Annotated in this window: 22 protein-coding genes; 15 read left to right on the top strand and 7 right to left on the bottom strand. The window is 71.6% G+C overall.

Annotated features, from left to right (window positions below; genetic code table 11):
• The first annotated feature begins 25 nt into the window (after nucleotides 1-25).
• The 4 genes from IO36_RS26220 (at nucleotide 26) to fabF (ending at nucleotide 3,709) form a co-directional block, all read left to right on the top strand.
• Nucleotides 26-943 (top strand): ACP S-malonyltransferase, encoded by a 918-nt coding sequence (locus tag IO36_RS26220; protein WP_037623429.1) that lies wholly within the window; start codon nucleotides 26-28, stop codon nucleotides 941-943.
• A gap of 11 nt (nucleotides 944-954) precedes the next feature.
• Entirely contained in the window at nucleotides 955-1,986 is a 1,032-nt protein-coding gene (locus IO36_RS26215; protein ID WP_037623428.1) for a ketoacyl-ACP synthase III, read from the top strand.
• Nucleotides 1,987-2,061: 75 nt separating this feature from the next.
• A complete protein-coding gene (locus IO36_RS26210) occupies nucleotides 2,062-2,310 on the top strand; it encodes an acyl carrier protein (RefSeq protein WP_028800941.1) in 249 nt (82 codons plus the stop codon).
• Nucleotides 2,311-2,437: 127 nt separating this feature from the next.
• Nucleotides 2,438-3,709 carry a beta-ketoacyl-ACP synthase II gene (fabF, locus tag IO36_RS26205; protein ID WP_037623427.1) on the top strand — a complete coding sequence of 424 codons (1,272 nt, stop codon included), beginning with the start codon at nucleotides 2,438-2,440 and terminating at the stop codon, nucleotides 3,707-3,709.
• Nucleotides 3,710-3,904: 195 nt separating this feature from the next.
• On the opposite strand, the gene IO36_RS26200 is transcribed toward fabF, so the two are convergent.
• The gene (locus IO36_RS26200) at nucleotides 3,905-4,399 is read right to left on the bottom strand and encodes a DUF3145 domain-containing protein (RefSeq protein WP_037623426.1); all 495 of its coding nucleotides are present in this window, start codon (nucleotides 4,397-4,399) and stop codon (nucleotides 3,905-3,907) included.
• A gap of 309 nt (nucleotides 4,400-4,708) precedes the next feature.
• Here IO36_RS26200 and IO36_RS26195 point away from each other — a divergent pair, with 309 nt between their 5' ends.
• Nucleotides 4,709-5,605: an SGNH/GDSL hydrolase family protein gene (locus IO36_RS26195; RefSeq protein WP_037623425.1), complete on the top strand. Its 897-nt coding sequence runs from the start codon at nucleotides 4,709-4,711 to the stop codon at nucleotides 5,603-5,605.
• Nucleotides 5,606-5,615: 10 nt separating this feature from the next.
• On the top strand, nucleotides 5,616-6,590 hold the full coding sequence (locus tag IO36_RS26190) for an aldose epimerase family protein (RefSeq protein WP_037623424.1): 975 nt from the start codon (nucleotides 5,616-5,618) through the stop codon (nucleotides 6,588-6,590).
• A 97-nt stretch (nucleotides 6,591-6,687) separates the two neighbouring features.
• Here the strand turns inward: IO36_RS26190 and IO36_RS26185 are convergent, their stop codons facing one another.
• Nucleotides 6,688-9,156, bottom strand: coding sequence for a beta-glucosidase (locus IO36_RS26185; RefSeq protein WP_051900959.1), 2,469 nt, complete (start codon nucleotides 9,154-9,156; stop codon nucleotides 6,688-6,690).
• 103 nt (nucleotides 9,157-9,259) lie between these two features.
• Between IO36_RS26185 and IO36_RS26180 the strand changes: the two genes are divergently transcribed.
• The gene (locus tag IO36_RS26180; protein WP_037623423.1) at nucleotides 9,260-9,835 is read left to right on the top strand and encodes a TetR/AcrR family transcriptional regulator; all 576 of its coding nucleotides are present in this window, start codon (nucleotides 9,260-9,262) and stop codon (nucleotides 9,833-9,835) included.
• Nucleotides 9,836-9,927: 92 nt separating this feature from the next.
• Here IO36_RS26180 and IO36_RS26175 read toward each other — a convergent pair whose 3' ends face one another.
• Both IO36_RS26175 and IO36_RS26170 read right to left on the bottom strand, forming a co-directional pair.
• Nucleotides 9,928-10,323: a RidA family protein gene (locus IO36_RS26175; RefSeq protein ID WP_037623422.1), complete on the bottom strand. Its 396-nt coding sequence runs from the start codon at nucleotides 10,321-10,323 to the stop codon at nucleotides 9,928-9,930.
• A 9-nt stretch (nucleotides 10,324-10,332) separates the two neighbouring features.
• Nucleotides 10,333-11,145, bottom strand: a complete 813-nt coding sequence (locus IO36_RS26170; RefSeq protein ID WP_037623421.1) for an NAD(P)-dependent oxidoreductase — start codon at nucleotides 11,143-11,145, stop codon at nucleotides 10,333-10,335.
• A 199-nt stretch (nucleotides 11,146-11,344) separates the two neighbouring features.
• On the opposite strand from IO36_RS26170, the gene IO36_RS26165 reads away from it, so the two are divergent.
• The gene (locus tag IO36_RS26165) at nucleotides 11,345-12,241 is read left to right on the top strand and encodes a LysR family transcriptional regulator (RefSeq protein WP_037623523.1); all 897 of its coding nucleotides are present in this window, start codon (nucleotides 11,345-11,347) and stop codon (nucleotides 12,239-12,241) included.
• Nucleotides 12,242-12,262: 21 nt separating this feature from the next.
• Here IO36_RS26165 and IO36_RS26160 read toward each other — a convergent pair whose 3' ends face one another.
• Complete coding sequence (locus tag IO36_RS26160; RefSeq protein WP_037623420.1) at nucleotides 12,263-13,102, bottom strand: EI24 domain-containing protein; 840 nt, start codon at nucleotides 13,100-13,102, stop codon at nucleotides 12,263-12,265.
• A 162-nt stretch (nucleotides 13,103-13,264) separates the two neighbouring features.
• The gene (locus IO36_RS26155) at nucleotides 13,265-14,287 is read right to left on the bottom strand and encodes an NADP-dependent oxidoreductase (protein ID WP_037623419.1); all 1,023 of its coding nucleotides are present in this window, start codon (nucleotides 14,285-14,287) and stop codon (nucleotides 13,265-13,267) included.
• A gap of 112 nt (nucleotides 14,288-14,399) precedes the next feature.
• On the opposite strand from IO36_RS26155, the gene IO36_RS26150 reads away from it, so the two are divergent.
• Entirely contained in the window at nucleotides 14,400-14,849 is a 450-nt protein-coding gene (locus tag IO36_RS26150; protein WP_037623418.1) for a MarR family winged helix-turn-helix transcriptional regulator, read from the top strand.
• Nucleotides 14,850-14,950: 101 nt separating this feature from the next.
• Here the strand turns inward: IO36_RS26150 and IO36_RS26145 are convergent, their stop codons facing one another.
• On the bottom strand, nucleotides 14,951-15,709 hold the full coding sequence (locus tag IO36_RS26145; protein WP_037623417.1) for an SCO2400 family protein: 759 nt from the start codon (nucleotides 15,707-15,709) through the stop codon (nucleotides 14,951-14,953).
• Nucleotides 15,710-15,962: 253 nt separating this feature from the next.
• Here IO36_RS26145 and IO36_RS26140 point away from each other — a divergent pair, with 253 nt between their 5' ends.
• The 6 genes from IO36_RS26140 to mmsB all read left to right on the top strand — a co-directional run bounded on the left by IO36_RS26140 (nucleotide 15,963) and on the right by mmsB (nucleotide 23,284).
• Entirely contained in the window at nucleotides 15,963-17,120 is a 1,158-nt protein-coding gene (locus IO36_RS26140; RefSeq protein ID WP_037623416.1) for a mandelate racemase/muconate lactonizing enzyme family protein, read from the top strand.
• The gene (locus tag IO36_RS26135) at nucleotides 17,117-18,121 is read left to right on the top strand and encodes a zinc-dependent alcohol dehydrogenase (RefSeq protein ID WP_037623415.1); all 1,005 of its coding nucleotides are present in this window, start codon (nucleotides 17,117-17,119) and stop codon (nucleotides 18,119-18,121) included. The genes IO36_RS26140 and IO36_RS26135 overlap by 4 nt, the downstream gene beginning before the upstream one ends.
• 117 nt (nucleotides 18,122-18,238) lie before the next feature.
• On the top strand, nucleotides 18,239-19,207 hold the full coding sequence (locus tag IO36_RS26130) for a hypothetical protein (protein ID WP_037623414.1): 969 nt from the start codon (nucleotides 18,239-18,241) through the stop codon (nucleotides 19,205-19,207).
• A gap of 140 nt (nucleotides 19,208-19,347) precedes the next feature.
• Entirely contained in the window at nucleotides 19,348-20,460 is a 1,113-nt protein-coding gene (gene chvE, locus IO36_RS26125; RefSeq protein WP_425535551.1) for a multiple monosaccharide ABC transporter substrate-binding protein, read from the top strand.
• 32 nt (nucleotides 20,461-20,492) lie between these two features.
• Nucleotides 20,493-22,043, top strand: a complete 1,551-nt coding sequence (gene mmsA / locus IO36_RS26120) for a multiple monosaccharide ABC transporter ATP-binding protein (protein ID WP_037623412.1) — start codon at nucleotides 20,493-20,495, stop codon at nucleotides 22,041-22,043.
• On the top strand, nucleotides 22,040-23,284 hold the full coding sequence (gene mmsB / locus IO36_RS26115; protein WP_037623411.1) for a multiple monosaccharide ABC transporter permease: 1,245 nt from the start codon (nucleotides 22,040-22,042) through the stop codon (nucleotides 23,282-23,284). Before mmsA ends, mmsB begins: the two co-directional genes overlap by 4 nt.
• Nucleotides 23,285-23,338: the final 54 nt, after the last annotated feature.

Here is a 23,338-nt window from a genome sequence, read left to right as displayed (position 1 = left end):
GCCGTCCACAAGAGAGAGTGTGAGAGTGCTCGTACTCGTCGCTCCCGGCCAGGGCGCTCAGACGCCCGGCTTCCTGACTCCCTGGCTCGACCTCCCCGGTGCCGCCGAACGCCTCGCCGCGTGGTCGGACGCCATCGGGCTGGACCTTGCCCACTACGGCACGCAGGCCGACGCGGACGCGATCCGTGACACGGCTGTCGCGCAGCCGCTCCTGGTCGCCGCCGGTCTCCTGTCGGCCGCGGCACTCGGTGACGTCACCCCCGGTGCCGTCGCCGGGCACAGCGTCGGCGAGATCACCGCCGCCGCGTTCGCGGGCGTGCTGGACGACACCGCGGCGCTGACCCTCGTCCGCAAGCGCGGCCTCGCGATGGCCGACGCCGCCGCCATCACGCAGACCGGTATGTCGGCACTGCTGGGCGGGGACCCGGACACGACGGTCGCGCACCTGGAGAAGCTGGGGCTGACCCCGGCGAACGTGAACGGCGCCGGCCAGATCGTGGCCGCCGGAACGCTGGAGCAGCTGGCCGCCCTGGAGGCGGACAAGCCCGAGGGCGTCCGGCGGGTCGTGGCGCTGAAGGTGGCGGGCGCGTTCCACACGCACCACATGGCCCCCGCGGTCGACGCGCTGGCGAAGGCGGCCGAGGACCTGACGCCGGCGGACCCCCGGGTCACCTACGTCTCGAACCGTGACGGCCAGGCCGTCGCCTCCGGTGCCGACGTCGTCTCCCGTCTGGTCGGCCAGGTCGCCAACCCGGTCCGCTGGGACCTGTGCATGGAGACCTTCCAGAAGCTCGGCGCGACCGCGCTGATCGAGGTGTGCCCCGGCGGCACGCTGACCGGTCTGGCCAAGCGCGCGCTGCCCGGCGTCACGACGCTGGCGCTGAAGACCCCCGACGACCTGGACGCGGCTCGCGAGCTCATCGCCGAGCACGGCGCGGCCTGAGGAGCCCGAGCATGTCGAAGATCAAGGCACCCAAGGGCGCTCCGTTCGCGCGCATCCTCGGCGTCGGCGGCTACCGCCCCGTCCGGGTGGTGCCCAACGAGGTGATCCTGGAGACGATCGACTCGTCCGACGAGTGGATCCGCTCGCGCTCGGGCATCGAGACCCGGCACTGGGCCTCCGACGAGGAGACCGTGGCCGCGATGTCGGTCGAGGCGTCCGGCAAGGCCATCGCCGACGCCGGGATCACCGCCGAGCAGATCGGCGCCGTGGTGGTCTCCACCGTGTCGCACTTCGCCCAGACCCCGGCCATCGCCACCGAGATCGCCGACAAGCTCGGCACGAACAAGGCCGCGGCCTTCGACATCTCGGCCGGCTGCGCGGGCTTCGGCTACGGTCTGACCCTCGCCAAGGGCATGGTCGTCGAGGGTTCGGCGGAGTACGTCCTCGTCATCGGCGTGGAGCGGCTGAGCGACCTCACCGACCTGGAGGACCGTGCGACGGCCTTCCTGTTCGGCGACGGCGCGGGCGCGGTCGTCGTGGGCCCCTCCGAGGAGCCGCACATCGGCCCCACGGTCTGGGGCAGCGAGGGCGACAAGGCCGGCACGATCAAGCAGACGGTCCCGTGGGACCGCTTCAAGGTCGGCGACGTCTCCCAGCTTCCGCTCGACTCCAAGGGCGAGATCAAGTTCCCTGCCATCACGCAGGAGGGCCAGGCGGTGTTCCGCTGGGCCGTGTTCGAGATGGCGAAGGTCGCTCAGCAGGCGCTGGACGCGGCCGGGATCAGCCCGGACGACCTGGATGTCTTCATTCCCCACCAGGCCAACGAGCGGATCATCGACTCGATGGTGAAGACGCTGAAACTGCCGGGGCACGTCACGGTCGCGCGTGACGTGCGCACCACCGGCAACACCTCGGCCGCCTCGATCCCGCTCGCGATGGAGCGGCTCCTGGCGACCGGTGAGGCGAAGAGCGGCGACACCGCGCTCGTCATCGGCTTCGGGGCGGGTCTCGTGTACGCCGCGACGGTCGTTACCCTCCCCTAGGCACTCCGTACCGGATCATCCGGTCCGTACGGATTATCGCCACCCCTCTGGAAACACACCGAAGGAGCGCCTGACATGGCCGCCACTCAGGAAGAGATCGTCGAAGGTCTCGCCGAGATCGTCAACGAGATCGCCGGGATCCCCACCGAGGACGTCCAGCTGGACAAGTCCTTCACCGACGACCTGGACGTCGACTCGCTGTCCATGGTCGAGGTCGTCGTCGCCGCCGAAGAGCGCTTCGACGTCAAGATCCCGGACGACGACGTCAAGAACCTCAAGACCGTCGGCGACGCGACCGACTACATCCTCAAGCACCAGGCCTGATCTTCCGATCACCTGGGCCGACCGCCTGGGTGCACCGGGGCCGCGCGCCCCGGTTCCCCCGGGCTGATGCCCCGCCACCCGGCGGTGGCGCCGCTGAATCCTCGTATCCGTTGGAGAAAGAATTCCCGTGAGCCCGACCAATCGCACCGTGGTCGTCACCGGTATCGGCGCAACCACACCGCTGGGTGGCGACGCAGCCTCTACCTGGGAGGGCCTGATCGCCGGACGCTCCGGCGTCCGCCCGCTCGAGCAGGAGTGGGCCGCCGACCAGGCTGTCCGTATCGCGGCGCAGATCGCCGTGGAGCCGGGCGAGGTCATTCCCCGCCCGCAGGCCCGCCGACTGGACCGCTCGGCGCAGTTCGCGCTGATCGCGGCCAAGGAGGCCTGGGCCGACGCCGGTTTCACCGACAAGGCGGGCGAGGACCCGAGTGTCGACCCCGACCGGCTGGGCACGGTCATCGCCTCCGGCATCGGTGGTGTGACGACGTTGCTCGACCAGTACGACGTGCTGAAGGAGAAGGGCGTCCGCCGGGTCTCCCCGCACACCGTCCCGATGCTGATGCCGAACGGTCCGTCCGCCAACGTGGGCCTCGCCGTGGGCGCCCGCGCCGGTGTGCACACCCCGGTCTCCGCCTGCGCCTCCGGCGCCGAGGCCATCGGCTACGCCATCGAGATGATCCGCACGGGCCGCGCCGACGTCGTCGTCGCCGGTGGCACCGAGGCGGCCATCCACCCGCTTCCCATCGCCGCGTTCGGCAACATGATGGCGATGTCCAAGAACAACGAGGACCCCGAGGGTGCCTCGCGGCCCTACGACGTCGCCCGTGACGGCTTCGTCCTCGGCGAGGGCGCCGGCGTCCTGGTCCTGGAGTCCGCCGAGCACGCCGCCAAGCGCGGTGCCCGGGTGTACGCCGAGGCGGTCGGCCAGGGCATCTCCGCCGACGCGCACGACATCGTGCAGCCGGAGCCCGAGGGCCGCGGCATCTCGCACGCCCTGCAGAACCTGCTCGACAACACCGACCTGGACCCGGCCGAGATCGTGCACGTGAACGCGCACGCCACCTCGACGCCGGCCGGTGACGTGGCCGAGCTGAAGGCGCTGCGCAAGGTGTTCGGCGACGAGGCCGACCACTTCGCGGTGTCCGCCACGAAGTCGATGACCGGTCACCTCCTCGGTGGCGCCGGCGGTGTCGAGTCGGTCGCGGCCGTGCTCGCGCTGTACCACCGGCTCGCCCCGCCGACCATCAACGTCGAGAACCTCGACCCCGAGGCCGAGGCGGCCGCCGACATCGTCCGCGGCGAGGCGCGCAAGCTGCCCGTCGAGGGCCGTATCGCCGCGCTGAACGACTCGTTCGGCTTCGGCGGGCACAACGTGGTGCTGGCGTTCCGTTCGGTCTGACGCCGCGTCCCCTCCGTACGACGTGTGGCCCGCACCCCCTGATCACGGGGGTACGGGCCACACGTCGTAGGTGCTTGGGCGGTGTACGGGCGGTGCCGACGGGGCGTCGGGCCGGTCCCGTCACGGCGGTCCCGTCGGGCGGGGCGCGCAGGTCCGGGCGCGCAGGGTCCGGGCGGGGCGTGCGGGACGGGCGGGTCAGACCACCTGGTGCAGCCAGCGGACCGGGGCGCCCTCGCCCGCGTAGCGGAAGGGCTCGAGCTCGTCGTCCCAGGGCTTGCCGAGGAGCTTGGCGAGGTCGGCCTCCAGGTCGCTCTCACCGCGCTGGGAGCGCAGCAGCGCTGCGCGCAGCCGGTCCTCGGGGATGAGGATGTCGCCGTGGATGCCGGTGACGGCGTGGAAGATGCCGAGCTCGGGCGTGCAGCTGTAGCGCTCGCCCTCGGCGGTGGGACAGGGCTCGGCGGTGACCTCGAAACGCAGCAGGTGCCAGCCGCGCAGCGCGGAGGCGAGCTTGGAGGCGGTGCCGGCCTCGCCCTTCCAGGAGAACTCGGATCTCCAGGTGCCGGGCGCGGCGGGCTGCCGGATCCAGTCGAGGTTGACGCGTGTGCCGAGCACCCCCGCGACCGCCCACTCGACATGCGGACACAACGCGCGGGGCGCGGAGTGCACGTAGAGAACTCCACGTGTCGTCACTGGGGCCTCCGGACAGAGCGAGACATCTTGTAACTTAGCGGAACGGCAGTGGCAGGGCGGCCACGTGGCGAGGCTACCCTGCGGCGGCGCAAGGAGTGTGACGTACCGTCGGTCCGAGCGCCGTGAACCGCCGAGGTTTCACCCGGCGGGACGTGTCCGGACTCCCTGTCGGGGGTACGGGCCGGCCTCCCGGGCGGAGCAGGCCGCACCGTGGGACACACGGTGCGACCGGCCGTGTACGACGTGGTGCGACCCACCGCGCGGAGCGGGTGCCGACCAACCCTGTACAACGAGCGAGGAGACCAGGGGATGCGGAATCGCAGCCACCGTTCGCGGGCCGTCCTCGCCGCCGCGGCCGCGGCGGCCCTCCTGGGCACCGCCGCCTGCGACGCCGGCGGCTCCTCCGCGTCCGGCGGGAGAGCGGAGGTCCGGCCGTCCCCGAGGCCCACCCCGGTCTGGGACCGCAGTCCGGACTCCATGGCCGCGGTCGGCGACTCCATCACCCGCGGTTTCGACGCCTGCAGCGTGCTGTCCGACTGTCCCGAGGTGTCGTGGGCGACCGGCAGCGATCCGCGGGTCGACTCGCTCGCCGTGCGACTGCTCGGCCCGTCGGGTGCCGCCGAGCGCAGCTGGAACTACGCGGTGACCGGCGCGCGGATGGCCGACCTTCCCGGGCAGATGGCCCAGGCGGCGACGCGCGGGCCGGCGCTGGTCACGGTGATGGCGGGCGCCAACGACGCCTGCCGTTCGTCCGCCTCGGCGATGACGTCCGTGGACGACTTCCGCGCGGAGTTCCAGGAGGCGATGGACACGCTGCGCGGCGCGCTGCCCAAGGCCCAGGTGTACGTGTCGAGCGTGCCGGACCTGAAGCGGCTGTGGTCGGAGGGGCGCGGCAATCCGCTGGGCAAGCAGGTGTGGAAGCTCGGCATCTGTCCGTCGATGCTCGGTGACGCGGACTCGCTGAACGCGGCGGCGACGCTCCGGCGCGGGCGGGTGTTCGACCGGGTGAAGGCGTACAACGAGGTGCTGCGCGAGGTGTGCGCCAAGGACCGGCGCTGCCGCTTCGACGGGAACGCGGTCTTCGACTACCGCTTCGGGACGGACCAGTTGAGCCACTGGGACTGGTTCCACCCGAGCCGGGACGGACAGGCCCGGCTCGCGGAGATCGCCTACCGAACGGTCACGGCACGCGAACCCGTGACCTAGGGTTTCTCTCATGAGTGAACTTTTCGGCACACTTTCGGACGGCACCCGGGTGCACCGCTGGACGCTGGAGCGCGCCGGGGTCCGGGTGCGGGTGCTCACGTACGGCGGGATCGTGCAGTCGGCCGAGGTGCCGGACCGGGACGGGCGGGCCGTGGACGTGACGCTGGGCTTCCCCGCCCTGGAGGGGTACACGGCGCACCCCGAGCCGTATCTGGGGGCGCTGGTCGGGCGGTACGCGAACCGGATCGGGGGTGCGCGCTTCCCGCTGGACGGGGTGACGTACACCCTGGAGCCGAACAACGGGCCCAACTCGCTGCACGGCGGCGACGGCGGCTTCGACAAGCGCGTGTGGGACGCGGAGCCGGTCGAGCACGGGGTCCGGCTCTCCCGGGTCAGCCCGGACGGCGAGGAGGGCTTCCCGGGCCGTCTGGAGCTCTCGGCGACGTACACGCTGGACGAGCGGGGCGCGCTGGTGATCGCCTACGAGGCGGTGACCGACGCGCCGACCGTGGTGAACCTGACGAACCACACGTACTGGAACCTCGGCGGCTCCGGCAGCGCGCTGGGGCACGAACTGCGGCTCGACGCGTCGCGGCTGACGCGGGTGGACGGGGACCTGATCCCGACCGGGGAGCTGGACGCGGTCGAGGGCACCCGCTTCGACTTCCGCGAGCCCCGCAAGACCGGCGCGGGCTACGACCACAACTACGTGCTGGACAAGGGGCTCACCGCCGCCCCCGTGGAGGTCGCCGAGCTGTACGACCCCGCGTCCGGCCGGGTGCTGACGGTGGCGACCACCGAACCGGGGCTGCAGCTCTACACCGCCGACCACCTGGGCGAGCCGTTCGCCCCGAACGACGGCATCGCGCTGGAGACCCAGCACTTCCCCGACTCTCCGAACCGCCCGGAGTTCCCGAGCACCCGCCTGGCCCCGGGCGAGGTGTTCCGCTCCGAGACGGTGTACGGGTTCTCGGTGCGGCCCTGAGGCAGACAGGCCCTAGGGGCTGTGCACGCGGGCAACGGCGAGCCCCGGTCCGGAGGTCAGGTTCCGGGCCGGGGCCGACCGAAAGGGGGCGCGTCGTTCACGCCTCGATGATCGTGCGCAGGCGGTGGTCCGTGAGGGAACGGCCTGCCTGAATCTCGTACGAACCCTTCACAAACGCCCACGATTCCGTCGCGGTGTCCCAGATCTCGAAGGCGCGGCGCGGAAGCTCCACGACGGCCTCCACGCTCTCGCCGGGAGCGGCCTCGACCCCGGCGAAGCCGGCGAGCATCCGCAGGGGCCGCTCGGTGCCGGGTTCCACGGGGGCGAGGTAGACCTGGACGACCTCGCGCCCGGGCCGCGTGCCGGAGTTGCGGACGCGGACGGTGACCGTGCTGCCGTCGGTCTCGATGGACTCGTACGTCCAGTCGGTGTAGCCGAGGCCGTGCCCGAAGGGGTACGAGGGGGTCCTGCCCTCCTTCTCCCAGGCGCGGTAGCCGATGAAGACGTCCTCGGTGTAAGGGAGTTCGCCGCCCTCGGGGCGCACCCGGGTGACCGGGGCGTCGGCCAGGGAGCCCCAGGTGGTGGGGAGGCGTCCGCCGGGCTCGTGGGCGCCGGTGAGGACGTCGGCGAGGGCGGCGCCGCCCTCCTGGCCCGGGAACCAGCTCAGGAGCACGGCGGCGACCTCGTCGCGCCACGGGAGTTCTACCGGGGAGCCGGAGTTGACGACCACGACGGTGTTCGGGTTGGCGGCGGCGACGGCGTGCACCAGTTCGTCCTGGCGGCCGGGGAGGCGGAGGTCCGCCCGGTCGAAGCCCTCGGACTCGACGCGGTCGGTGGTGGCGACCACGACGACGGCGGTGTCGGCGGCGCGGGCGGCCGCGACCGCCTCGGCGATCAGCTCGTCGGCGTCGCGCACCGGCTCCTGGTGGGCGAGCGTGAAGCCGACGACCTTCATCGGGACGTCCTCGGGGAAGGCGACGACATGGGTGAGGGAGACCTCCACCGGCTCGCCCGTCACGAGTTCGGCCTGGCCGCGCGGTACCGGGGCGCCGAAGAAGGTGACGAACGGGTCGTCCTTGTCGGTGCCCTGGACGTCGTCGAAGTACGTCGTCCCGTCGACGGTGAGGGTGAAGGCTCCCAGGCCCTTGATGCCGAAGGTGTGCGCGCCGGAGTCGCGCGGGGTGAAGGTGCCGGTGAGCTCGACGCTGTGGAGGTTGTCGTAGGTGACGCCCTCGGGCAGGTCGTCGCCCATCCACTGGATCTGGCCGTTCGGGGCGGAGGCGGTGGCGATCACCTCGCCGGCCGCGTCGCGGCAGACCGCGCGCAGCTCGAAGCCCTTTCCGGCGGCGGGCAGTTCGACGGTCGGGTCGGCGCCGACGGCGTAGGTCACCGCCCCTTCGGGGAGGGCCGCGGTGAGGCCGTCGAGGGGCGAGACGATCCCGGCGGGGAAGACGGTGGCGGAGCCGCCGCCGAGGACCCGGGCGTCACGGGCGGCGGCGCCGATGAGGGCGACCCGGTGTTCCGCGGGGAGCGGCAGGGCGCCCTCGTTGCGGACGAGGACGAAGCCGCGGCGGGCCACCTCGCGGGCCAGCGCCCGCCCGTCCACGGTCGCCGGGGGCTCGGTCACGACGGGTTCGGCGCCCTCCAGGGCGCCGACGCGGGCGGCGAGCCGCAGCACGTTGCGCACGGCCGCGTCGACCGTGGCCTCGGCGACCTCGCCCGCGCGCACCGCGGCGGCGAGCGGTTCGCCGTAGACGGTCCGGGGGCCTGGCATGGCGACGTCGAGGCCGCCCTCGATCGCGGCACGGGTGTCGCGGGCGGCCATCCAGTCGGAGACGTTGAACCCGTCGAAGCCCCATTCGCCGCGCAGGACCTCGTTCACGAGGCGGCCGTGCTCGCTCATCGTGGTGCCGTTGACGGAGTTGTAGGCGGTCATCACGCCCCACGGGCGGGCCGCGGCGACGATGGCCTCGAAGGGCGCCAGGTACAGCTCGCGCAGGGCGCGTTCGGAGACGAGGTTGTTCACCGTGAAGCGGTCGGTCTCGGCGTCGTTGGCGACGAAGTGCTTGACGGTGGTGGCGACTCCGCCGGACTGCACGCCCCGGACGTAGCCGCCGCCGATCGCCCCGGTCAGGAGCGGGTCCTCGCTGTAGGCCTCGAAGTGGCGGCCGCCCAGCGGTGAGCGGTGGAGGTTGACGGTGGGGGCGAGCAGGACGTGGACGCCCTTGCGGCGGGCCTCCTGGGCGAGCAGCACGCCCGCGCGGCGGGCCAGTTCGGGGTCCCAGGCGGCGGCGAGCGCGGTGGGCGAGGGCAGCGCGACGGAGGGGTCGTCGGCGCTCCAGTGGACGCCGCGGACGCCGATCGGACCGTCGGACATGACCAGGGACGCGAGCCCGATCACGGGGAGCGCGGGCAGCGTCCACATGTTCCGCCCGGACAGCAGCCGGGCCTTCGCGTCCAGGTCGAGCCGGGCGAGAGCCGCCTCGACGACCGCCTCGCGGGCCGCGTCCGCCTCCGCGTGCGCGTCCTGATGGTCCTTCGCCGTTCCCACCGTGGTCTCCGCCATGGCGGCACCTCCTCGTTGAAAGCCGTCGGTCCCCCTCATCGTGCATCGCCCACCTGTAGAGCGGTAGGTTTCGTTATCCTGCCGTTACGGTCGGGGTGAGGGGATGCCGTACGGTGACGCCATGACGGCCAGGACCCGGAGCGAGGAGCGGCGCGCCGAGATCGTGCGCGCGACGCTGGAGGTGATCGCCGAGCGCGGTTACCGGGGCGCGAGCCTCGCCGCGGTCGCCGAGCGCGTGGGCCTCACCCAGCAGGGCCTGCTGCACCACTTCCCCACCAAGGAGGCCCTGCTGGTCGCCGTCCTCGGGGAACGGGACCAGTGGGACGCGCTGCCGGGCACCGAGTGGCGCGCCGAGCTGCTCGTCGCGCTGGTCGAGTACAACGCCATGCGGCCGGGGATCATCCAGACCTTCTCGGCCCTGCTCGGCGAGAGCGTCACGGAGGGGCATCCGGCCCGCGCGTTCTTCACCCGGCGTTACACGACGGTGCGGGCGCACATGGCCGAGGCGCTGCGCGCCGAGTACGGGGAACGGCTGCCGAGCGGACTCACCCCCGAGCGCGCCGCTCCCCTGCTCGTCGCGGTGATGGACGGACTGCAGTACCAGTGGCTCCTCGACCCGGAGTCGGTGGACATGCCGGCCGCGTTCAGGGACTTCCTGACCCTGCTGGGCGAGGACTGAGCCGCCCGGGAGCAGCGGGCGGGGGCGCGCCCTCGCGGAGCACCGGACTCGGGGACCGGGCCTCGGGACTCCAAAGGACGTACGGGCCCTGTTCAGGCCTCGGCCCGGGTGCCCACCGCCGCGACGACCTCGACCTCGACGAGGGCGTCCGGCTTGAACAGGCGCGCGGCCTCGAAGGTCATGCTGGTCGGCGCGGTCCCGGTGAGGAACTCCCGGCGTACGGCGCCGTATTCGCCGAGCCTGCCGATGTCGGTGAGATAGGTGCGGATGTTGATGATGTCGTCGAGTCCGGCGCCGTGCGCCCCGAGCAGCGCGGCGATGGTCTCGAAGACGCCCCGGCTCTGGGTGGCGAGGTCCGGGCCGTCGGCGACCTGGCCGGAGAGGTACAGGAGGGCTCCGCCGCCCGGGAGTTCGACTCGGGCGACCTGGGAGTAGTAGGAGTTGGCGGGCTGCGGCGCGGAGGCCGGGCTGTCGAGTGCGACGCGCATGATGCTCCCTCAGGCGGTGCGGCGGATACGGGTGACGGCCCGGGAGATGTCCTCGGCGGCCAGGGACGGGTCCTCGGCGGCGCGCCGGAAGTGCCCCGAGGCCGCCTCCAGGGCCGGGAGCGGGGCCCGGTCCACGGCGAGGGCGAGGTCCTTCGCCGCGAGCGCCGTGGCGAAGTGGACGCCCTCGGCGAAGGCGCGGCCCACCACGCCGCCGAGCGGGCCGGCCGCCAGCGCGGTGCGTGCCGCGTCCTCGTCCACGCCCAGGGTCCCGGCCAGGACCAGGGCCTCGGCGACAACGGCCACACCGCCGAGGACGGCGGCGTTGAGGACCAGCTTGAGCGCGGCGCCCGAGCCGGCCGGTCCCACCCGGGTCACCTTCCCGAGCAGGCTCAGGACGGGTTCGACGCGGGTGACGTCACCGCCCGCGAGGACGTCGAGCCGGCCGGACGCGGCCCTGTCGGTGCTGCCCATGACCGGGGCGTCGACCAGGGTGACGCCCGCCCCGAGGCGGGCGGCCAGCTCCGCGATCGCCTCGGGACCGACCGTCGACATCTCCACCCAGCAGGTGCCGGGACGCAGTTCGGGGGCGGCGGACCCGGCGACCGCGGCGAGCGCCTCGGGACCGGTGAGCATCGTGATCACGACGTCCGCGTCCCGTACCGCCTCGGCGGGTGACGCGGCGAGCACGGCGCCGGCGGCGACGAGCGCCTCCGCCTTCGCGGGAGTGCGGTTCCACACCGTCAACGGGTGCCGTGCGCCGAGGAGTCGGCGGGCCATGGCGGACCCCATGTGCCCCAGTCCGAGAAAGGCGATCTTTTCCATGCGGGGGACGCTAGACCCGGCCCCGTGATGCGACAAGCGAATGTCTAGCATGCCTGCCATGCCGCATCAGCATGACGACTCCGCTCCCGGCCGCGCTCCGCACGGCACCGCGCCCGGGGCACCCGGCGAACCGCTCCGGGACGAAGTGGGCCGCGGGGACGCGGAGTTGCCTGGCACGGACTCCTCCGCCGCCCCCGATCTGTCCACGGTGTGGCTGCGGGTCTTCCTCGACGTCGCACGGCACGGTTCGTTCACCGTGGCCGCCCGGACGCTCGGCTGGACGCAGTCCGCGGTCTCGCGCCAGATATCCGCCCTGGAGGCGGCGCTCGGCGGGTCACCGCTCTTCGACCGGCTGCCCCGGGGGGTCCGGCTGACGGAGGCCGGCCGGGTCCTCGTGCCGCACGCCGAAGCGGTGGTGGAGCGGCTGCGCGGGGCCGGGCGCGAACTGGCGGCGCTGCGGGAGGCGGCGGGCGGGCTGCTGCGGGTGGGCGCCTTCGCCACGGCGGACGCGGGCCTCCTGCCCCGGGCGATCGCCGCGTTCCGGGCCCGGCACCCCGCCGTCCGGCTCACCCGCCACCAGGACTTCACCCCCGTCCTGCTGGACCTGCTGGGCGCCGGCCGGCTCGATCTGGCGGTCGTCTCGACGACGGGCCGCGCCCCGCTGGACACCTACTCCCTGCACCACCTGCTCGACGAGTCGCTGTACGTCGCCGTCCCCGCCGGCCACCCGCTCGCGGCGCAGCCGTCCGTGCGCCTGCCGCAGCTCGCCGACGCCGACTGGATAGCGGGCAGCCCGCGTCCGGAGGGCACACTGCTCGACGCCGCGCTGCGGCACGGGTTCCGGCCGCGGGTGGCCCATGTCGTCGCCGAGTGGACCGCCAAGCAGGGCTTCGTGGCGGCGGGTCTCGGGGTCACGCTGATCCCGGCGCTCGCCGCCGAGTCCGTACGTCCGGACATCGCGCTCCTGCCGGTGCTGGACGAGGCGGCACCGGCCCGTTCGGTGTACGCGGCGACGGTGCGGGGGCGGTCCCTGACCCCGGCGGCCCGGGCGTTCCTGGCCGCGCTCGGGGAGGCGGCGGCGCGGATTCCCGGCTGACCGCGTGGGCGACGGGCGCCGTCAGGAGGTGGCGCTCCGCTCCCCGGACGCGCCCTCGGGGGCGGACTCGGTGCCGGTGTCCTCGTCGGCGGCGTCGTCCGCGTCGCCCTCGCGGATCTCCTCGCCGAGCAGGTCCCGGGCCATCAGGGTGGCGCCGGCGACGGCTCCCGGCATCAGGAACACCGCGACGAAGGGCACGAGGAAGGCGAGGCCCAGCGGGGTGCCGAAGCCCCAGACGAGCGTCTTGCGGGAGCGCAGCAGCGCGAGGCGGGCCCGCAGGTCGATCTCGCGGCGCTGCAGGGCGACGGCGACGAGTTCCTCGGTGAGGAAGAAGCCCGTGACGAAGAAGCCGAGGACCGGGACGACGGTCTGGCCGACGAACGGGACGAAGCCGAGCCCGAAGAGCAGGACGCCCCAGACCAGGGCCCGGGCGATGATGCGGAGGCTGTCCCGCGCGGAGATCCACAGTTCGCGCCAGAGCGGCAGTCCCGACTCGGGGGCCGTGCCGTCCGGGGAGACGTCGCGGTCGACCTTCTCCGACAGGCTCTCGTAGAAGGGCTGGCCGACGAGCAGGGTCACCGCGGTGAAGGTGAGGACCGCGAGGAGGAGGGCCAGGGCGAAGAGGACGGCGGTGAGGAAGCCGCGGAAGAGACCCGCCCAGGGGCTGCTCCAGTCGTCGGCGAACGGCGTCGCCCAGGTGACGAAGCCCTCCCCGTACACCCCGAGGGCGACGAGCGCCGCCGCGTAGAGGACGAGCGTGATGAGTCCGGGCAGCAGCCCGAACCCGAAACTCTTCCCGTGCCGGACCACCCACCGCTGGCCGCGCAGCAGATAGCCGAAACCCACCCCAAGATCGCGCATGGTCAGACCCTATCCGGGCGCCGTGCCGGACCACGAGACAGGAGACGGAGGCGGCCTTCCCCGACATCGGGGGAGGCGCCTCCGTGGTGTGCCGGCGGGCGGCGGTCTCCGCGGGTGTGCGGCGGGAGGCGCGCCGGACCGGCGCCGGCCTCCCGGACCCGGTCAGAGCTTGACGATCATCTTTCCGATGTTGTCGCCGCGCAGGACGCCGAAGAAGGCCTCCAGGTTGTTCTCGATGCCCTCGACGACCGTCTCGGTGTACTTCAGCTCGCCGGAGCGGATCCAGCCGCCGACCTCGCGCACGAACTCCGGCTGGAGGTCGTAGTGGTCGCCGACCAGGAGGCCCTGGATGCGGCCGCGGGTCTGGATCAGCCGGGCCAGGTTCCTCGGGCCGGGGGCGGCCTCGGTGTTGTTGTAGACGGAGATCATTCCGCAGATCGCGATGCGGCCGTCCCGGTTCAGCTGGCCGATGGCCGCCTCCAGGTGGTCGCCGCCCACGTTGTCGAAGTAGACGTCGACGCCGTCCGGGGCGGCCTCGCGCAGCTGCTGGGCGACCGGGCCGTTCTTGTAGTTGAAGGCCGCGTCGAAGCCGTACTCCTCGACGAGCAGCTTGACCTTCTCGTCGGACCCGGCGGAGCCGATGACGCGCGAGGCACCCTTGAGCCGGGCGATCTGGCCCACCTGGCTGCCCACCGCGCCGGCCGCGCCGGAGACGAAGACCGAGTCGCCCTCCTTGAAGGAGGCCGTGCGCAGGAGCCCGGCGTACGCGGTGAGGCCGGTCATGCCGAGGACCCCGAGGTACGTCGACAGCGGCGCGGCCTCCGGGTCGACCTTGACGGCCTGCTTGGCGTCCACGACGGCGTACTCGCGCCAGCCGAGGAAGTGCAGCACGAAGTCGCCGGGCTCGATGCCCTCGGCGTTCGAGACGAGGACCTCGCCGACCGCGCCGCCCTGCATGGTCTCGCCGAGCTCGAAGGGGGCGACGTAGGACTTGGCCGCGCTCATACGGCCCCGCATGTACGGATCGACCGATACGTAGGCGTTCCGTACGAGCACCTCGCCCGGACCCGGCTGCCGGACCTCGGCCTCGACCAGGGCGAAGTCGGAGGGCTGGGGCCAGCCGACCGGGCGGCTGACCAGGTGCCATTCACGGCCGGTGGAGGGAAGCTGGGGGGTCTCGGACATGAGGGTGTGCCTTTCAACGGTGACCGGCGAGCGGCTCCAATTACTTCAGAACCTCAAACAACCATGCTCCTGAATATTTAATGATGTCAAGTAACACGCTAGGATCAGGGGCATGGCCACCCACAAGAGCCCCCGGATGGACCCCCTGAGCATCGAGGTCGTCGAGCTGATCGGCACGGTCGTGGCCCGGTATCACGACGAGTACGAGGAAGCGGCCGCCGCGCACGCCCTCACGGGGGCCCAGGCACGGCTGCTGAGCCTGCTCTCGCTGGAGCCGCTGCCGATGCGCCGGCTGGCGCAGAAGCTGAAGTGCGAGCCGTCCAACGTCACGGGGATCGTGGACCGGCTGGAGACGCGGGGGCTCGTGGAGCGCCGCCCCGACCCCGCGGATCGCCGGGTGAAACTGGCGGCGGCGACACCCGAGGGCCGCAGGATCGCCGGAGGGCTGCGCGACTCGCTCGACTTCGCCCGCGAACCCCTGGCGGAGCTCTCGGACCGGGAGCGGCTGGCCCTGCGCGATCTGCTGCGCCGCATGCTGGGCGAGGAGCCGGACGGCGACTGAGGGCTCGGGGACTTCCACGGGGCGCACTTCCCCGCCTCCGGGAGGGTGGAATCGCCCGGGACGCCCCGGAAATGACGGTCACCCCGCAGGGGGCGACGCGCCTACGTGCACCACCACAGGAACTTGTCGCAGCTCTTCGAGGGCGACGGGGCCGGCGCGGGTACCGACGCCGTCGGGGCCGTCGTGGCGGGGGCCGAGGTCCGGGGCGCCTGGGAGGCGGTCGCGGGGGCTGAGGCGGTGCGGGCGGGGAGGGTGCCGGCGGTCGCGGAGTCGCCGCTCCCGGCACTCTTGCCCGTCGCCGTGGGCGCCGCAGAGCGGGACGCGGAGGCCGATCCGGAGGCCGGCGCCGAGGGGGAGGACGTGCGGCGGGCCGAGGGGGACGCGGTGGCGGAGCCCTTCTTGAGCAGGGAGGCCGCGGGAGAGGCCGAGCCGTCGGGCGACTGGGCGGCCGCGGGACCCGGACCGAGGCCGGGCGCGTCGACGCCGAGTTCGGCGAGGCTCAGTCCGCCGGCGGCCAGGACGAAGCCGACGGCTATGTACAGGGTGCGGCGGCGCTTGCGGCGGTGCGCGGCGGCCTTGCGGTCGCGGCGGCTGACACCGCCCGGAGCCTCCCGGCCCCCGGACTCGTCCCGCCCTTCGGGCCCGGCGTCCGGGGCCCGTCCGCCACCCCGGCGCGCGGCCCGGCGGGAGCGCCACTCGACGTCACCGTCCGCGCCGTGGCGCGCGTCGGTGTCGTCACCCGCCCACGGGCGCGCAACGGTCCCCTCGGCGTCCGCGCCGAGTTCGTCGACCGGGGTGCCGCACCCGGGACAGGCGAGCGCGCCGTTGAGGTGCCTGCGGCACACGTGGCAGTAGTCCATGACGCGGGAAGACTAGGGTCACCGCCGGTAACGTTCCTAGGCGCAGTTGTGAAGATGTTGTGCGGAATCCAGGATTCCGGCCCGTCGGAACCCGTCACCCTCGAACATTCCCCGCCATCCTGCGCGCATCGCGCCGAAACCGTTATGTGCGCGACCCATTGACACCCCCCGGGGCGCGTCCTTACTGTCACGCCAGCATTTCGAACGTGTGACGAAATTTCGAACAGAGCTGAAAGCACAGGGGGCATCTGCCGTGCGCATCACGGGAATCACCACACACGTGGTCGGGACACCCTGGCGGAACCTGACCTACGTCCAGGTGCACACCGACGAGGGGATCACCGGGGTCGGCGAAACCCGCATGCTGGGCCACACCGACGCGCTGATCGGCTATCTGCACGAGGCGCAGGCCAACCATATTCTCGGCTCCGACCCGTTCGCGGTCGAGGACCTGGTCCGCCGGATGAAGTACGGCGACTACGGGCGCGCCGGCGAGATCGTGATGTCCGGCATCGCGGTGATCGAGATGGCCTGCTGGGACATCAAGGGCAAGGCGCTCGGGGTGCCGGTCTGGCAGCTCCTCGGCGGCAAGGTCACCGACAGGGTCAAGGCCTACGCCAACGGGTGGTACACCACCGAGCGGACCCCGGAGGCCTATCACAAGGCCGCCCAGGAGGTCGTCGCGCGGGGCTACAGGGCCCTGAAGATCGACCCCTTCGGCACCGGGCACTTCGAGCTCGACCACGAGGCCACGCTGTACTCGGTGTCGCTCATCGAGGCGGTCCGCGACGCGATCGGGCCCGAGACCGAGCTGATGCTGGAGATGCACGGCCGCTTCTCGCCGTCCACCGCCGTCCGCCTCGCCCGGGAGCTCGCGCCCTTCAAGCCCGCGTGGCTGGAGGAGCCGGTACCGCCGGAGAACCTCAAGGCACTGGAGAAGGTCGCCGCCAAGGTGGACATGCCGGTCGCCACCGGCGAGCGGATCCACGACCGCATCGAGTTCCGCGAGCTCTTCGAGAGCCAGTCGGTCGACATCATCCAGCCCGACGTCGGCCACATCGGCGGCATCTGGGAGACCCGCAAGCTGGCCGCGACCGCCGAGACCCACTACATGCTGGTGGCGCCGCACAACGTCGGCGGCCCGGTCCTGACCGCGGCCTCCCTCCAGGTCGGCTTCACCGCGCCGAACTTCAAGATCCTCGAGCACTTCAACGACTTCGCCGACGCGGAGATCAAGAAGGTCGTCAAGGGCGCCCCGCAGGTCGTGGACGGCTACTTCGAGCTGTCCCACGAGCCGGGCCTCGGCGTCGAGCTGGACGTCGACGCGGCGGCGGAGTTCCCGCAGCAGCAGGCCCGCTTCGACCTGTGGGCCGACGGCTGGGAGCAGCGCAAGCCCAAGGGGACGCAGTGAGCACCGCGGTCGTCGTCGAGGGTCCGGGCGAGCACCGGCTGGTCCCGCACGAGCCGGTCCGCCCGGCGGCGGGCGAGGCGCTCGTACGGGTGCACGCGGTGGGCATCTGCGGCAGCGACCGCGAGGTCTACCAGGGCAACCGGCCCGAGGGGTACGTCCGCTACCCGCTGACGCCGGGCCACGAGTGGTCCGGGACCGTCGAGGAGGTCGGCGCCGGCGTCCCCGCGGCGCTCGTCGGCCGCAAGGTGGTCGGCGAGGGCTTCCGCAACTGCCAGGTCTGCGACCGTTGCCACGCGGGCGAGACAACGTTGTGCACGGCCGGGTACGAGGAGACGGGTTTCACCGTCCCCGGGGCGATGGCCGCCACGCTGACGCTGCCGGCCCGGCTGCTCCACGTCCTGCCCGAGGACGCCGATCTGACGGCCGCGGCCCTGCTGGAGCCGGCCGCCTGCATCGCGGCCGCCGCGCTCAAGGCGAACGCCCGGCCAGGCGAGCGGGTGGCCGTGGTGGGCACCGGGACGCTCGGGATGTTCGCCGTGCAGTTCCTGAAGGCGGGGTCGCCGGCCGAACTGCTCGTGGTGGGCACCCGTCCGGACCGCGAGGCCCTGTCGAAGGACTTCGGCGCCACCGACTTCCGCACGAGGGACCAGGAGCTCCCGGGCGACTTCGACGTCGTCGTCGAGACCGCCGGGTCCGCGTCCGCCGCGCGCACCGCCGCCTCCCTGCTGCGGCGCGGCGGACGCCTGGTCCTCACCGGGATCCCGGCGCCGGGCGCCGAGGGCCTGGACCCGACCGATCTCGTCGTACGGCAGCTGGAGGTGCACACCGTGTTCGGAGCACCGCCGGACGCCTGGGCGCACACCGTGCGGGTCTTCGGAGCGGGTCTGCTGGACCCGTCGCCGCTGGTGACGCACGAACTGCCGCTCTCCGCGTTCCCCGAGGCCATCGAGCTGGTGGGTTCCGGCGATCCGAAGGTCGGCAAGGTCCTGCTGAAGCCCTGACCCCTCCAGCCGCACGCCGGTACGGGGTTTCCTGACGGCCCCGTACCGGCGTGCACCAGGCCCTCGCGCCCACCGTCGCGAACCATGCCCGAAATATCGAACAATGAAGGACAGCTTGTGACCGACGCCTCTCCCACGGCGCCCCGTCGACCCGGTGAGCCGGCCCTGGCCGCGCTCGGCCTGGCCGCGCCCGCCCTCTCCCCCGACGACGCCTCGCCGCACACCTTCCCCGGAGGCGGTCGCTGGCGCACCGAGGTTCCCTCCGTGGAGGGTCCCGAGGCGCTCGCCGCGGTCCTCAAGGAGGCCTCGCGGCTCGATGTGCCGATCCACCGGATCAGCCAGGGCAGCGGTGTCTGGATGCTGACCGACGCCGAGATCACCGAGATGGTCGAGGCCACCCGGGAACGGGACATCGAACTCTGCCTGTTCACCGGCCCGCGCGGCAGCTGGGACATCGGCGCCTCGACCCGCACCGACTCGCGCGGCGCGGGGCTGCGTGCCCGCGGCCACGACGCGGTGGCCGGCTGTGTCGAGGACGCGGTCCGGGCGACGGAGCTGGGCGTCCAGTGCCTCCTCGTCGCCGACGAGGGCGTGCTGTGGACGCTGCACCGGGCGCGGGCCGCCGGGATCATCCCGGCGGACACGACGTTCAAGGTCTCGGCGCTGATCGGTCCGGTCAACCCGGCCTCGTACGCCGTGTACGAGATGCTCGGCGCCGACTCGCTGAACGTGCCGAGCGATCTGACGCTCGATCACCTCACCGAGATCCGGCGGGTCTCCGCCGCCCCCATGGACATGTACATCGAGGCCCCCGACGATCTCGGCGGTTATGTCCGGATGTACGAGGTCGCCGAGCTGATCCGCCGCGGCGCACCGCTGTATCTGAAGTTCGGGCTGTCCAAGGCCCCCGGCCTCTACCCCTACGGACACCATCTGCGGGAGCTGACCCTGAGCACCGCCCGGGAGCGGGTGCGGCGCGGCCGGCTCGCCCTTGACCTGCTGACACGGCACGGAGCCGGGGACGACATGGCCCCGCTCGGCTCCCGTCTGCCGGGCGCGCTCTCCCGGTTCGACACTCCCTCATAACGTTCGCACAAACCCCCTTCACACAAGCAGACACAGTCGCGCACAATCCAACACACCTTCTCGGCCTTCTTCTCTCAGAGCTCCCGGAGCTTCGAGTTCCGCGAGACCGAACCCGGTCCCAGACATCAAGGATGATGATCATGCGTAACCGCAGAGCCGCCCTCACCGCCATAGCCGGAGCCGCGTCCCTCGCCCTCGCCCTCACCGCCTGCGGTCAGAGCGGTGAAGGCGGCAGCAAGGAGGACAAGGGCAGCAGCAAGGGCGGGACCATCGGTATCGCGATGCCGACCAAGTCCTCCGAGCGCTGGATCGCCGACGGCAACAACGTCGTCAAGAACCTTCAGGCCAAGGGCTACAAGACCAAGCTGGTCTACGGCGAGGACGACCCGGACCAGCAGGTCTCGCAGATCGAGAACCTGATCACGCAGAACGTCAAGGCGCTGATCGTGGCGGCCATCGACAACAAGTCCCTGAACAACGTGCTCCAGCAGGCCGCCGACGCCCACATCCCGGTCATCGCCTACGACCGTCTGATCCTCGGCACGAAGAACGTCGACTACTACGCGTCCTTCGACAACTCCAAGGTCGGCGAGCTCCAGGGCAACTACATCCTGCAGAAGCTCGGTCTCGCGGACGGCTCGAAGAAGGGCCCGTTCAACCTCGAGCTCTTCGCCGGCTCGAACGACGACAACAACACGAAGTACTTCTTCGGCGGCGCGATGAAGGTGCTCCAGCCCTACATCGACAAGAAGCAGCTCGTCGTCCAGTCCGGCCAGACCGCGCTCAACCAGGTCACCACCCTGCGCTGGGACGGCGCCACCGCCCAGAAGCGCATGGACGACATCCTGACCAAGTCGTACTCCAGCAAGCGGGTCGACGCGGTCCTCTCCCCGTACGACGGCATCTCCATCGGCATCCTGTCCGCCCTGAAGTCGGACGACTACGGCTCCAAGAGCAAGCCGCTGCCGATCCTCACCGGCCAGGACGCCGAGCTGGCGTCGGTGAAGTCGATCATCGCGGGCGAGCAGACGCAGACCGTCTACAAGGACACCCGTGAGCTCGCCAAGGTCGCCTCGACCATGGTCGACGACGCCCTCAAGGGCAAGAAGCCGCAGACCAACGACACCAAGACGTACGACAACGGCGCGAAGGTCGTCCCCGCCTACCTGCTCCAGCCGGTGAGCGTCGACAAGTCCAACTACCAGTCGGTCCTGGTCGACGGTGGCTACTACACGGCGGACCAGCTCAAGTAAGCGTCGACCCCCACGGATTGGAAGGCACGACCATGGCGGGACCCGTCCTGGAAATGCGCTCGATCGTCAAGACCTTTCCCGGCGTCAAGGCGCTGTCGGACGTCACTCTGACCGTCCAGCAGGGCGAGGTCCACGCCATCTGCGGCGAGAACGGCGCCGGCAAGTCCACCCTGATGAAGGTGCTCTCCGGCGTCCACCCCCACGGCAGTTACGAGGGGGAGATCCTCTTCGAGGGAGAGGTCTGCCGCTTCAAGGACATCCGGGCGAGCGAGCACCACGGCATCGTCATCATCCATCAGGAACTGGCGCTGTCGCCGTACCTCTCCCTCGCGGAGAACATCTTCCTCGGCAACGAGCACGCCAAGCGCGGGTTCATCAACTGGAACCTGACGCTGCGTCACGCCACCGAACTGCTGCGCCGGGTGGGCCTGAACGACCACCCCGAGACCCGCGTCGCCGACATCGGCGTGGGCAAGCAGCAGCTCGTGGAGATCGCCAAGGCGCTCTCCAAGAAGGTGAAGCTGCTGATCCTCGACGAGCCGACGGCGGCGCTGAACGACGAGGACAGCGAGAAGCTCCTGGACCTGATCCTGGAGCTGAAGAAGCAGGGCATCACCTCGATCATCATCTCCCACAAGCTCAACGAGATCCGCCGGGTCGCCGACTCGGTGACGATCCTGCGGGACGGCCAGACCATCGAGACCCTCGATGTGAAGGCGGCGGAGACGACCGAGGACCGGATCATCAGCGGCATGGTCGGCCGCGACCTGGAACACCGCTTCCCCGAGCGCACCCCGCACCACGCCGAGGAGGGGGCGGCTCCGGCGCTGGAGATCCGCGACTGGACCGTGCACCACCCGATCGACCAGCAGCGCAAGGTCGTCGACGACGTGTCGATCCACGCGCGGCGCGGGGAGATCGTCGGCATCGCCGGCCTGATGGGCGCCGGCCGCACCGAACTCGCGATGAGCGTGTTCGGGCGGGCCTACGGCCGGCACGCCGCCGGCACGGTCCTCAAGGACGGCAGGGAGATCCGGACGAAGTCCGTCGCGGAGGCCGTGGGCCACGGCATCGCGTACGTCACCGAGGACCGCAAGCACTACGGCCTCAACCTCATCGACACGATCAACCGCAACATCTCGTTGTCCGCGCTCGGCAAGGTCGCCCGGCGCGGGATCGTCGACGAGCACGAGGAGCGGCAGGTCGCCGAGGGCTACCGCACGTCGATGAACATCAAGGCGCCGACGGTCTTCGAGCCGGTGGGCAAGCTGTCCGGCGGCAACCAGCAGAAGGTCGTCCTCAGCAAGTGGATCTTCGCGGGTCCCGACGTGCTGATCCTGGACGAGCCGACGCGCGGCATCGACGTGGGCGCCAAGTTCGAGATCTACACGGTCATCGACAAGCTGGCCGCCGAGGGCAAGGCGATCGTCTTCATCTCCTCCGAGCTGCCCGAACTGCTCGGCATGTGCGACCGCATCTACACCATGGCCGCGGGACGGCTGACCGGTGAGTTCTCGCGGGCCGAGGCCACCCAGGAAGTGCTGATGCGTCAGATGACGAAGGACAAAGAGGTAACGCGATGAGCACCGATGTGACCAACGTCCCGGCCGAGGCGCCACCGGGCAAGGACGGGAGCGGCGGCAGCGGGGAGAACCTGCTGCGGGTGATGCTCGACGGCCTGCGCCAGAACATGCGCCAGTACGGCATGCTGCTCGCGCTCGGCCTGATCGTCGTCCTCTTCGCGGTGTGGACCGACGGGCAGCTGCTGCTGCCGCGCAACGTCTCCAACCTGGTCCTGCAGAACAGCTACATCCTGATCCTCGCGATCGGCATGATGCTGGTGATCATCGCCGGCCACATCGACCTGTCGGTCGGATCGCTGACGGCGTTCGTGGGCGCGTTCGCGGCCGTGCTGATGGTCGAACACGACGTGGCCTGGCCCGTCGCCCTCCTGCTGTGCCTGGTGGTGGGCGCCGTGGCGGGCTCGGTCCAGGGATTCCTGATCGCCTATCTCGGCATACCGAGCTTCATCGTCACCCTCGCCGGCATGCTGCTCTTCCGCGGTCTGACCGAGATCCTGCTCGAGGGGCAGACCCTCGGCCCGTTCCCGGACGGCCTGCAGAAGGTGGGCAACGGCTTCCTCCCCGAGGTCGGCCCGACCACGAACTACCACAACATCACCCTGCTGCTCGGCCTCGCGGTGATCGTCTTCGTGGTCCTCCAGGAGATCCGCGACCGCAAGCGCCAGCAGGAGTTCACCCTGGACGTGCTGCCGGCCAAGCTGTTCGTGCTCAAGCTGGTGGCACTGGTCGCCGCGGTGCTCACCGTCACGATGCTGCTCGCCAGCTACAAGGGCGCGCCGATCGTGCTGCTGATCCTCGGCGCGCTGGTCGTCGGCTACGGCTACGTCATGCGCAACGCCGTCTTCGGCCGTCACATCTACGCGATCGGCGGCAACCTCCCGGCGGCGAAGCTGTCGGGCGTCAAGGACAAGAAGGTCACCTTCTATGTCTTCCTGAACATGGGCATGCTCGCGGCCCTGGCGGGTCTGGTGGTAGCCGCCCGCCTGAACGCGGCCTCTCCGAAGGCCGGCCTGAGCTTCGAGCTGGAAGCGATCGCCTCGTCGTTCATCGGTGGAGCGTCCATGAGCGGCGGTGTCGGTACCGTCCTCGGCGCGATCATCGGCGGTCTGGTCCTCGGTGTGCTGAACAACGGCATGAACCTCCTCAGTGTCGGCACCGACTGGCAACAGGTCATCAAGGGCCTGGCCCTGCTGGCCGCGGTCGGGTTCGACGTGTGGAACAAGCGCAAGGTCGGTTCGTAAGTCAGCCGGGGCCCCGCCGGAAGGCGGGGCCCCCTCCATTGGGCAGGAGCCGCG

This window comes from Streptomyces aureus, assembly GCF_000725495.1.
GTDB lineage: Bacteria > Actinomycetota > Actinomycetes > Streptomycetales > Streptomycetaceae > Streptomyces > Streptomyces aureus_B.
This window is presented reverse-complemented; position numbering and strand designations above follow the sequence as displayed.